Raw genomic sequence first — 10,978 nt, 5'->3', positions numbered from 1 at the left:
GACGCAGGTTATATTGCCCCACGGGCCAACGTCATCGAAGGGGAGGGCATGACATGCAGGCAATGCCGATAGCGCATCAAGCCGCGCAACCCGTGGTCGGGCCCGTATCCTCCTTGACCGGCTATCCGACCGCCGTCCTGTGCTGGCTGCTTTCGGCTGGGGTCTATATCGCGGCCAAATGGGTGGCGCCTGAAATGCCGCCCTGGGGCCTCTGCTTCTGGCGGCTGACGCTCGCTTGCGCAATCCTGCTGCCGATTGTGCACCATCATCACGACGCGATGATCGGGCTTTTGCGAACTCGCGCCGTGGAGGTCGTCGCCGTGGGGGCGATCGGCCTCACGCTGTGCCAGGGTATGATCTACCATGGCCTTAACGACACCGACGCCACCACGGCCGGCATCATCATGGCGCTTTCGCCTGTCATGACCATGGTGCTCGCCCGTTTCGTGCTTGGCGAGCCGCTCGGCCTCTGGAAGTCGCTTGGCGCGCTGGTTGCGCTCGCCGGGATGATTTTCATCGTTGCCCACGGGAACCTGACGGCGCTGCTGCAACTCAAGTTCAACGCAGGCGAACTATGGATCGTCGGCAGCGCGTTCAGCTGGGGCCTGTACACCGTGCTTTTGCGCCGTGCCAAATTCGGCATCGAACTCCTGCCGATGGTCGTGCTGCTGCTCGGCGCCGGTGCGCTGGTCGCATTGCCTTTCCATTTGTGGGAATTGTTCAACGACGAACGCTCCGCCATGGACGTCCACAGCATTCTCGCGCTCGCCTATCTGGCAGGTCCCGGCGGCGCCTTGATGTACTATCTCTATAACAAAAGCGTGGAAACGCTCGGCGCGAGCCGGGCGAGCATGTTGCTCTATCTGCAGACGGTGTTCGTCGCCATACTCGCCTATCTGCTGCTCGGCGAGGACTTGCACGACTACGATCTGGTCGGTGCGGCCTTCATCGTCGCCGGCATCGTACTCGCCACCGTGGTCAAACCCCGGCCGGCTCAACCACGCGTGGCGTAGAAATCGTGCGCGTGACGGCGAGGAACTGGCCTGGAGCTTGTGGAAGGGGAAGAGTCGCGACTGTTCGAGCCTTTCGGCATAGATTTAATTGCCAGGTCCCTTGGAAAACGGCCCCTTGCCATGCCTAATCTGGCAGGCCCGCCAGACGCCAGCCATCAACAAACGGCTGCGCAGTGCTCATGCTCCTAAAGGGCAAGTTCGCTGCCAACTCGCCGATCGCCCAATCTCGATTGCCAGCTAGAAAAAGACCGGCTTCCTCCTGTGCCTCAGGCAGGCGGCCGGCAAGGGCAAGCGCGGCAATCAGGTGCTCCCTCGAACCGGTCCCGTAGGTTTCTTCCCGGCTCAAGGACACAACCGCTTCTTCGTAGTGACCGGTGGAAATCTGCGCCATTCCCACGATCCAGAAATACCAACCGGGTGGATGAGGATTTAAACGGAGCGCCTCTGCACAAGCTATCAGCGCCGCTTGCGGCTTGCCTAGGTAGATTTGAAGCTCACCAATCCATGCAACCGCATCTGCATTGTTTGGATTTATCCGAATGGCAGCATCGAACTGAGATTTTGCTTCATCCCAATTGCGCTCAAAAAGCTGAACGCAGCCCAGGATCCTGCGAGCGTTGGAATCGCCGGGATCGATTTCCATGGCTCGTTGCGCATGCATCAAAGCATTTCCGCGATTGGGTATCTGTGGTTCTCCCCAATCAACCCAGCCAAATAGCAGTGCAAGCGCAAGATTACTGTGCGCTTCGCAATAGTTTGGATCGAGTGCAACGGCACGTTCCAAAGCTGAACGCGCCTCGCTGTTGTCTGATCTGGAAATACTCCATTTGCCTCGCGACCTGACACAAAGATCATAGGCTTCCAGATTTGACGGTCGGGAATGGGCAACAATATTCTTGTCACCAAGCTTACCAGAAATCGCTTCAACGACGCGTCGCGTGACCTCGTCCTGAACGTCGAAGATGTCGGCGATATCGCGATCGAAGCGCTCGGCCCACACGTGATTGCCGCCTTCGGCCGCATTGATTAGCTGCACATTGACACGCAACCGCTTGTTGGATCGCCGTGCGCTGCCCTCAAGAATATATTTGACGCCCAGATCGCGAGCGATCTGACGGACGTCGGTGGGCTTGCCCTTGTAGGCGAAGGTGGAGTTGCGGGCGATGACGAAGAAGCCGGACACGTTCGACAAATCGGTGATGATGTCCTCCGTCAGCCCGTCGGTGAAGAATTCCTGTTCGGCATCGCCACTCATGTTGACGAAGGGCAGCACGGCAATCGAAGGCTTGTCGGGCAGCGCGAGCGGGTGCGAGGATTTCTCTGGCCCGAGGGCGTCCGCCGGTGCCGCGGGCTTGGCCTTGGCGGGAACGCCGACCTGCAGCGAATAGACCCGGATCGGCTCGGCGATGTTCTTCAACTGAACCGCGCCGCGATCGTAGATTGCAATATCGAGCTTTGACTTCACTTGCCAATAGGCTTGCTCGGAAAGACAGATATTGCCGGGTTCGCAGATGCCTTCAAGGCGCGCGGCGATATTGACGCCATCGCCCATCAGGTCGCCATCGCGTTCTTGCACGACGTCGCCCAAGTGAATGCCGATCCGGAACTCGATGCGGCGATCATCCGGAACCCCGGCATTGCGCTCAAGCATGGCGTTCTGCACTTCGATCGCGCAGCGCACTGCTTCCACCACGCTGCTGAACTCGACGAGGCTCCCGTCGCCTGTGCGCTTGACGACGCGACCACGATGAACAGCGATGGTGGGATCGATGAGATCGCTGCGCAGCGCCCGCAACCGTGCCAAGATGCGATCTTCATCTGCGCCGGCTAACCGGCTGTAGCCGACCACATCCGAGACCAGGATCGCTGCAATTTTGCGGGCCTCACTCATGTCGTGCTCCCTCGATCCAGTCTGGCATTACTGCCGAGCCAAAGGAAGATAGCTCCGAGCCATTGGTCGGATGGTCCGCGTGACCGTTTGCCCGCCGGGGTGGCACGGCGCACGGTGCGGCGCTATGCAGTTGGTGAGTATAGTTGCTAAACCCAGCGATAGAACGAGGGGACGGTGTCGGTGCGACCGCGACGCTTCTGCGCCGTGCGGTGCCACGGGCAAATCGACAACGCATTCCCGCACACGTCTCGCAGTAAAGTTGGTATGCATACGCGAGGGAGAGGGTAAGAGATGAAACACAATCTTGGCTTGCCGTCCGATTCGACGCCGACGCTCCTGTTCCCGAAGACGTGATGCAAAAGCAATGTCAGATCTCATGTCTTCTCAAGATGTGACCCGCTCATCCCGCCCCGCGGGCTGGGGCTTGGCCGCAAAGCTGTTTACAACCCTCGTCCTTCTTGGCGCGACCGCGGTCCTGGTGACCGGGGTGCTCGGTTACATCCGCGCCCGCGACGCCCTCGAAAAAGCAGTCTTCGACCAACTCACGGCCGCCCGTCAGACCAAGGCGCGCCAGGTTGAAACCTACTTCCGCACGATCCAGGCGGAGCTGCGCCTGCTTGCCAGTTCCAAGATGGTGGTCGATGCGACACGCGAGTTCCGGATCGCGGTCGACCAGCTCGACCGGGCAGGCGCGCCGCCTGACCTGCGGCAGAAGGTCGGCGTTTGGTACGCTGAGAACTTCATCCCCGGAATGACGCGCACCCTAGGCAGGGAACCAGCCCTGTCGGACTACCTGCCGGTCGGTGGTGCCCCCTACTATCTGCAGTATCACTACATTGTGGAGAATCCTAACCCGCCGGAGCGGCGCAAGCTTCTCGACGACGCCGGCGACGGAAGCGAATACACTAGGCTGCATGCCATATATCATCCGTTGATGCGCGCTGCGGCGACCACGGTCGGCTTTTTCGATCTCATGATTGCCGATCCCAAATCAGGTCGCCTGATCTATACGGTCGAGAAGGAGGTGGATTTCACCACGTCCCTTCAATTGGGTCCGTACCGTCGCACCAACGTCGCGGCCGCCGTCGCCCGCTGCTCGCAGATCGCAGATCCGTCAGCCATCTGCCTCGAAGATTTCTCCTCTTATGCGCCATCTGGCGGCGCACCGATCGCCTTTATGGCAGCACCGGTGATTGCCCAGGGCGTCGTCATCGGCGCGCTGGTCGCGCAACTGTCGAATGATGAGATCGACAACGTTGTCACCGGTAACCGCCGCTGGCGGCAGGAAGGGTTCGGCGACACGGGTGAGGCCTATCTCGTCGGACCCGATTATCTGGCGCGCTCAGGCTCGCGGGCGTTCTACGAGAACCGGGAAAACTACTTCGCCGACCTCAAATTCGCCGGCGCTTCGGACGAGGAGATCGCCGCCATTCAGCGCTACGGGACACCAGTGCTGCATCAGCGCGCCGACACCAAGGCCACCCGTGCCGCGCTCGCCGGTGTCGAGGGCACGGGCGAGATCATCGGATACCGTGGCGTCCCGACGCTCGCTTCATGGGGACCGCTCGCCATTTCCGGTGTCAAGTGGGCTCTCGTCGCAAAGATCGACAGCGCCGAGGCCTTCGCACCGATCGCGGAACTCCGCCGGGATCTGCTGCTTGTCGGGGGACTGGCGCTGCTCGTGGTGGCCGCCATCGCCGCCTGGCTTTCGCGCGCGCTGCTCGTACCGCTCCGCGATCTCACTGCCGGGGTGAAACGCTTCTCTGCTGGCGACTATGCGACCAGCGTGCCGGTCCGCACGCGCGACGAGATTGGCGAACTCTGCTCGGCCTTCAATGGCATGGTTGAGGATCTGCACCAGAAGAATCTCGTGATAGAGAACAAGAACCGCGAGAACGAGCAGCTGCTGCTCAACGTCCTGCCGGCACCGATCGCCAATCGGCTGCGCGCTGGCGAGGAGAGGATCGCCGACGGCTTCGCCGAGGTCACGGTCGCCTTCGCAGACCTGGTCGGGTTCACGGCACTGACATCGGAAATGCCGCCGCACGATGTCGTGATGTTTCTCAACGGACTCTTCACGCGCTTCGACGTTGCCGCCAATGATCTCGGCATCGAAAAGATCAAGACGGTGGGCGACTCCTATATGGCGGTGTGCGGCCTACCCGTACCGGTAGCCAACCACGCCGAGCGCATGGTCCGCATGGCCATCCGCATGGTCCACATTACCCGCGAGCACGCGATGGAACACAACGTCTCGATGAAACTCAGGGTTGGCGTCAACAGCGGGCCAGTGGTCGCCGGCGTCATTGGGAAGAGTAAGTACATCTATGATTTATGGGGTGACACAGTGAACTTGGCGAGCCGCATGGAGTCTGCCGGAGTTCCCGACTCTGTTCAGGTGACGCGCCCCGTCTACGAACAGCTCAAGGACCAATTCGTCTTCGAGCCGCGCGGCGCTATCGAAGTCAAAGGCAAGGGAAAAGTGGAAGCCTGGGTATTGAGATTTTAGGCGCTGGGGGCACCTCCGATGCCGGCTTGCCCTCCACCTATACGCCGTCAATGGATTTCGCCGCGGGCGCGACTGGCCGCCTTCATGCGGTTCGAAGGTCTCGACGAAGCGCATCGGGCCGAAAAGATCGACGCCCTCTATGTGCTCTTCTGATGTCCTGGATCCGGATATCGCACCGCCTTCGCGGATCGCTCAGCACAAATACGACGTCGGGGTCGGACCAGGTCCCGTCTCCGCTCGTCTTGTATTGCTCGACGAGACAAACGGAGCGCTGGCCACGAAACACGATATATGAAGCGATGAGTCCAAATTATCGGGTTCCGGCCCATGAGGCGTCAACCGCACGTGCGAAGGACCCAGCGCGTACCGTCCGAATAGAGACGAATCAAGGAAATTGGCGGGGTATCGATTCGCCAGTATGAAGTTAGCGGTGCCGCCAATATGTGGATCATGGCTGTCCGCACCACCGCCGGGTGAGTAACCGCTATCAGTTGTCCGCCTGCCGACAGCATTGAATCTAGGAACCCTGCAGTTCGGGTGGCCACTTCCGTCAGCGCTTCACCGCCTCCGGGACTATAAGCGGGATCGGCTCGCCATGCGGCAAGCGAACCGGGCTGGGCGGCTTCAATCTCATCTGGCGTCTTGCCCTCCCAGACGCCGTAGTTCTGGTCTCGCAAGCCGTCGTGAACCGTTGCGCGGAGACCCATGAGATGGGCTGTTTGCTGGGCGCGTAGCGATGGAGCCACCAACGCGCGGTTCGTGTTCGAAAGCTGCCGACCAAAAGCGCGAGCGAGCTCAACCGAGCGCTTTTCCAGTGTCTCGTCAAACAGCGGGAACCCCGCTTTGCGCATTCTCTGCGTGATGCCGCTGCAAACCAGCGTCAGGCGTGTCGCTCTCATACCGCGCGTCCGCATTTCGGTTCGATGATAGCTGTCTTCGCGGCCAAAGCCTGCAGCAACCAACCTAACAGGTAATAATCGTTTTCCTTACAGCCGCCGCGACGGAATATTTCGGGTCGACAAAATTGCCCAGCCGCACGATGCCGCATTGGCTCAGCAGCATGTAGGCGTCCCATTTGTCGAAGCCGAACTCAGCGACCATCCAGCGGATCAGTTCGCGGTAAGCGATGCGTGTTGCATCCTCAAGGGGTCTGGCACTGCCGATCGCCATAATGAGATCGGCGGTCTCGAGCCGAGGCCAATCGATTGTCCAGCCCTTGATCAAGTCGACACGGATGGTGACGGTCGCCGAATACTCGACCGCCACACCGCAAACCTCGCCGTCGCCCTGGCAGGCATGCGCATCACCTATGAACACGCGAGCGCCGGGCGAGCGAACGGGCAGGTACGTCACGCTGCCAGGCCCCATGTCCGGCAGGTCCATGTTGCCGCCGTGGTTGTCGGGCGTCAGCGAGTTGATGGAATCGATCTCTGGTGAGCAGCTCAGCGTCCCGATATGAGGCTTGTAAGGGAGCGTGACCCGATCGCTCCAGTAAACATGCTCCTCGTCGAGGTTGATCTTGCGGACCACCTCGGGCAGCGGCTCGTTGAGCATGGCCGTGTACGTCGTACCGGTCAGGGCACCGAACTCCTCGATCATGCAGCACGTGCCGCGTGGGTTCTGGCCGCGTGGCACCATCGACTCTATGTAGACCGCAACGGTGTCGCCTTTTTCCGCCCCTTCGACCATGATCGGTCCGTTCTGAGGATTGAGAAACGGCATTCGCAAGAGTTGCGAAGGCTTGTCGGTTTCGTGCCGGATGGCACCCTCGAAGGCGTCACGGGTTTCGACGACGATCCTGTCGCCGGGAGAAATCTTGAGGACCGGCTTGGAATATGGTCCCATCGTATAGTGAAATTTGCCCTGCTTTTCCTCGGTCAGGTGGTGCGTGTTTCGTGCCTCGCCGCGCCCGACCCCGCGCGTTGCCATGATCGATCCCTCGACCCATGCATGCGTGAATGGCAAGGCTGGCTTTGCGGTCTGCGTATTCATCTTTTTCTCCTCTAAAAGACAAAGCCGCGCGAGCGCCGCTTTCGCTGGCGTTCGCACGGCGCTGTGCGTATTCAATTTCGATATTGAGGCTCAGCCCTGCCGCCTATTTGCGGGCGGCGGATCTGCTGATTTCGGGAATTGTCGACAGAAAGCTGTCTGCTTGTGCTTCGAGTTCGTGGCAGCATGCTTCGACGGAGATGCGCCGGCGCATACTCTCGTCCCGAATTACGTGAAATGCCGCGTCGTCATCGATGCCCAACACACTCATGATGCGCAGGATCGTGTGAACCACCAGCGGGCGGCATCGCAGCCGTTCGCGCAGGTCGGCGACCTCGCGCTGAAGGTCGGTACGGTCATTATGGTTGTGGAACGCCGTGACCAGTGCCTGAAACACACCTTTCGAACCTATGGGCGTAATGAGGTAGGCGCTTGGATTCTGGCTGATGGCCCAGGCAAGCCGGCCCGGCGTTTCCGAGCCGATGATGGCGATCAGCGGGATCGGCGCCTGCGACCACGGGAACATGCCGTCGAACCCGTTGTCGACGTCGAAGAACACGATATCGACAGGGCCAAAATCCTTGGTTCGCGGCGGCCATTGGCATTTGGCTTCGATGTTGAACCTGCGGAGCTGGCTCAACAGGGCGTCCACGTTGCTATCCGCCCTGTGGATGATCAGCGCCGTTTTGTTGCTGAAGTTTGGGATCACTTGCTTGGTCACGACACGACCCTCAGCTTCAGTTGCTGCCGGTCACCTGGCGGCTGATCCTGGTCGCGAGAATCCAGCATGAAAGCCGCCCCTTTCAGCGAAGCCAGAAACGGATCGGGCTTGATAGGCTTTTGCGCAGCCGCGACGATAGTGAACTCCGCACCGGCGCTCGATACGCCGATGCGCGGCGTCAGGTAACAATGGTTGTTTTCCGTGTCGATGCGGATCCGTCCTTGCGGTGCATCGTAAACACAGTCGCCGAGTACGGCGAGTATGTCGGATGCTTTCGTCGAGGCTGCAGACCGAAGCGCGAGTGCAAGCATGTGAACGGAATTGTACGAAGCTTCGGCGTCTGCCGAGGTCACCTTCTGCTGGCCGAAACGCGTTCTGTAATTTTCGACAAAGGCATGATTTTGCGGGTTGTCCAGCGACTGGAAGTAGACACTGGAGGTAATATGGCCGAGCGCTGCGGGATCGCCGATCGTGCGAAGTTCCGGTTCGGAGAGCGTGCAACTGGCGATGGGAATGGAAACGTCGCCTGGAGATTGGGTTCCTAGTCCAGCTTCACGAAAAGCACGCAAGAATGCGTAGCTGGATTCGCCGATAAGCGTGTTGAACACGAAATCGGGCCGCAGGAGACGGATTTCCTCAACGAGCCCGGTAACCTCGGTCGATCCGACAGCCAGATAGCGCTCAGCGAGCACCTCGCCGCCAAAATTCTCGGCGATTTCGCGCATGACGCGATTGCTTTCCCAAGGCCAAATATAGTCCGAGCCGCAACAATAGACGCGAGCGCCGAACCTTGAGGCCATATATTGCGCCAGGGGCACTATGTGCTGGTTCGGCGACGCACCAAGATAGACGACATTGTCGCTGCTTTCGAAGCCTTCGTAGTGCGAGGGATACCAAAGCAGCGCATCGTATTTCTCAACGACGGGTACGATCGCCTTGCGGCTGGAAGAGGTGTAGCAGCCGACGATGTGCGCAACATCGGAGTTGATGATGAGATCCCGGCAGATCGAAGCGTACTGAGCCGTTTCGCCTCCAGGATTTCGAACAAGCGGTGCCAGCTCGAAATCGAAGTCCGGCGATCTGTTGACTTCCTCGACGGCGAGCAGCGTTCCATTGAGCATCGCCTCGCCGACCGTGGCGTATGGCCCGGTCGTGGAAAACAGCACGCCGACCGGGATTTTCGCTTTTTCGCCCAAAGTGGCTCAGCCCCAAAAAATAAGCCCTGAGGCCTCGGAAGGCGTCAGGGCTTCGTTGCCGCGAAGGATCGTCCTGATCCCTCAATTTTTAGTTCAAACCGGCTAGCCGGCAAATCCAATCAAATCGTCCGTCAGATCGGCAAAAATGTCAAATTCTATTTCCGACGGCTTGTCGCGGCGCTACTTACATCACTTAAGTATCTGTTTTGTTTCACAAAAATCAGGTGACTTGTTGATTTTGCAAAATTCGCATGAATAACGGTTGACAAAAAAAAACTCCTCAGCGACGCTAAATAGGAACAAAAAGCGAGCGCCCAAAAGAGGCGCGGCATGAACAGATAAAGCTCGTGAGAATGCGAGCTTATGGCGATGAGGCCCGCTCACCGGTAACGGTGGCGGGCCTTTTTAGTTCTGAAAAAAGACAATGGGGAACCCGGCAATGAAACCTGTCATAGCAACGGCTCTGAGCGTTGGCGTCCTCGGCGCGATCTGCACCTGGGCGTTTCTTTCCATCGGCACAATTCTGGTCTGGGCGGCTTTTGTCGCCTGGGCCTGCTTCTTCCAGTCGGGCGGCGACGAAGCCGCGCTCAAGAGCACGATCGTCTCGAATATCTTCGGCTGTTTCATGGGCTGGCTAGGCGCTGTCATGATCCTCGGCCTGCCTATCGGCAACTTTGTTGGGCCCCAAATCTGGCCTGCCATCGTGGTGTTCATCACGGTTGTGATCTACATCCTGGCATCGCAGGTTCCGGCCCTGGCTTCCGTGCCGGGCACGACGTTCGGCTATGCCTGCACATTCGCGTTCCTGCTGCAGACGCCTGACCGGCTCGCTTTGGCGAAACTGCTCTCGGCGTCTTTCGAGAACTCGCTGGTTGTGGTTCCGGTATCGATGATCGGCGGCGCCCTGTTCGGTTTCGCATCGGCCAAGCTCGCCGCCGCCTTGACCAAGCCGGCGCTGGCCGTCGCCTGACCGAAAGCTGCCATCCCAGACGGAAATCTTCGAACAATATCAGTGAGGTAAGTCATGAAAAACAACAGTCACACTCATGCTAACGTGCTGATCCCCGAGGTCGGCCTGCGCGTCAAAGCGCTGGAATCTCTGCTCGCCGAGAAGAAGGCGATAGATCCTGCGACCCTCGATCTGATCGTCGAAACCTTCGAGACGCAGATGGGACCTAAGAACGGTGCGAAGGTCGTCGCCAAGGCGTGGACCGATCCACAATACAGGAATTGGCTGCTGGAGGACGGCACCGCCGCCATCAAGAGCCTTGGTTATATCGGCGTGCAGGGCGAGAACATGGTTGTCCTTGAGAACACGCCAAAGGTGCACAACGTCGTCGTCTGTACGCTCTGCTCCTGCTATCCTTGGCCGACGCTCGGCTTGCCTCCCATCTGGTTCAAATCGGCGCCCTACCGGGCACGGGTGGTGATCGAACCGCGAAGCGTCCTCAAGGAATTCGGGCTCGATATCGCCGATGATGTCGAGGTGCGGGTCTGGGACAGCACGGCCGAGCTCCGCTACCTGGTGCTGCCGATGCGTCCAGCAGGCACCGAAAGCCTGACCGAACAGGAATTGGCCGCTCACGTTACCCGCGATTCCATGATCGGAACCGGCGTAGCGCAATCACCTTCGCATTAGGCTCTGGCAAAAGGATCAGA

The 10,978-nt window shown here is 59.5% G+C and carries 9 protein-coding genes; 4 read left to right on the top strand and 5 right to left on the bottom strand.

Annotation, left to right across the window (positions count from 1 at the left end; translation table 11 throughout):
* Positions 1-53 precede the first annotated feature (53 nt).
* Positions 54-1,013, top strand: a complete 960-nt coding sequence (locus tag AC1D2G_RS26180) for a DMT family transporter (protein ID WP_457153310.1) — start codon at positions 54-56, stop codon at positions 1,011-1,013.
* A 124-nt stretch (positions 1,014-1,137) separates the two neighbouring features.
* On the opposite strand, the gene AC1D2G_RS26175 is transcribed toward AC1D2G_RS26180, so the two are convergent.
* Positions 1,138-2,904, bottom strand: coding sequence for an adenylate/guanylate cyclase domain-containing protein (locus AC1D2G_RS26175; protein ID WP_477417621.1), 1,767 nt, complete (start codon positions 2,902-2,904; stop codon positions 1,138-1,140).
* 424 nt (positions 2,905-3,328) lie between these two features.
* On the opposite strand from AC1D2G_RS26175, the gene AC1D2G_RS26170 reads away from it, so the two are divergent.
* The gene (locus AC1D2G_RS26170) at positions 3,329-5,413 is read left to right on the top strand and encodes an adenylate/guanylate cyclase domain-containing protein (RefSeq protein WP_477417619.1); all 2,085 of its coding nucleotides are present in this window, start codon (positions 3,329-3,331) and stop codon (positions 5,411-5,413) included.
* Positions 5,414-5,748: 335 nt separating this feature from the next.
* Here the strand turns inward: AC1D2G_RS26170 and AC1D2G_RS26165 are convergent, their stop codons facing one another.
* The 4 genes from AC1D2G_RS26165 to AC1D2G_RS26150 all read right to left on the bottom strand — a co-directional run bounded on the left by AC1D2G_RS26165 (position 5,749) and on the right by AC1D2G_RS26150 (position 9,244).
* A complete protein-coding gene (locus AC1D2G_RS26165) occupies positions 5,749-6,312 on the bottom strand; it encodes a histidine phosphatase family protein (protein ID WP_477417617.1) in 564 nt (187 codons plus the stop codon).
* Positions 6,313-6,376: 64 nt separating this feature from the next.
* On the bottom strand, positions 6,377-7,405 hold the full coding sequence (locus tag AC1D2G_RS26160) for an acetamidase/formamidase family protein (protein WP_477417615.1): 1,029 nt from the start codon (positions 7,403-7,405) through the stop codon (positions 6,377-6,379).
* Positions 7,406-7,508: 103 nt separating this feature from the next.
* Positions 7,509-8,123 carry an ANTAR domain-containing response regulator gene (locus AC1D2G_RS26155; RefSeq protein WP_477417613.1) on the bottom strand — a complete coding sequence of 205 codons (615 nt, stop codon included), beginning with the start codon at positions 8,121-8,123 and terminating at the stop codon, positions 7,509-7,511.
* Positions 8,120-9,244, bottom strand: coding sequence for a transporter substrate-binding domain-containing protein (locus AC1D2G_RS26150; protein ID WP_477417670.1), 1,125 nt, complete (start codon positions 9,242-9,244; stop codon positions 8,120-8,122). The genes AC1D2G_RS26155 and AC1D2G_RS26150 overlap by 4 nt, the downstream gene beginning before the upstream one ends.
* 514 nt (positions 9,245-9,758) lie before the next feature.
* Here AC1D2G_RS26150 and AC1D2G_RS26145 point away from each other — a divergent pair.
* A complete protein-coding gene (locus AC1D2G_RS26145) occupies positions 9,759-10,289 on the top strand; it encodes a DUF1097 domain-containing protein (RefSeq protein WP_477417611.1) in 531 nt (176 codons plus the stop codon).
* A 54-nt stretch (positions 10,290-10,343) separates the two neighbouring features.
* Entirely contained in the window at positions 10,344-10,958 is a 615-nt protein-coding gene (nthA, locus tag AC1D2G_RS26140) for a nitrile hydratase subunit alpha (RefSeq protein WP_477417609.1), read from the top strand.
* Positions 10,959-10,978: the final 20 nt, after the last annotated feature.

The organism is Mesorhizobium sp. P2_C7 (assembly GCF_056404515.1).
The sequence above is the reverse complement of the archived record's forward strand: the minus strand, read 5'-3'. Positions and strand labels throughout refer to the sequence as shown.

Bases quoted from the DNA above. Each gene is read 5' to 3' on its own strand.
- AC1D2G_RS26180 (WP_457153310.1), top strand. From the start codon at position 54: ATGCAGGCAATGCCGATAGCGCATCAAGCCGCGCAACCCGTGGTCGGG.
- AC1D2G_RS26175 (WP_477417621.1), bottom strand. From the start codon at position 2,904: ATGAGTGAGGCCCGCAAAATTGCAGCGATCCTGGTCTCGGATGTGGTC.
- AC1D2G_RS26165 (WP_477417617.1), bottom strand. From the start codon at position 6,312: ATGAGAGCGACACGCCTGACGCTGGTTTGCAGCGGCATCACGCAGAGA.
- AC1D2G_RS26160 (WP_477417615.1), bottom strand. From the start codon at position 7,405: ATGAATACGCAGACCGCAAAGCCAGCCTTGCCATTCACGCATGCATGG.
- AC1D2G_RS26150 (WP_477417670.1), bottom strand. From the start codon at position 9,244: ATGCTCAATGGAACGCTGCTCGCCGTCGAGGAAGTCAACAGATCGCCG.
- AC1D2G_RS26145 (WP_477417611.1), top strand. From the start codon at position 9,759: ATGAAACCTGTCATAGCAACGGCTCTGAGCGTTGGCGTCCTCGGCGCG.
- nthA (WP_477417609.1), top strand. From the start codon at position 10,344: ATGAAAAACAACAGTCACACTCATGCTAACGTGCTGATCCCCGAGGTC.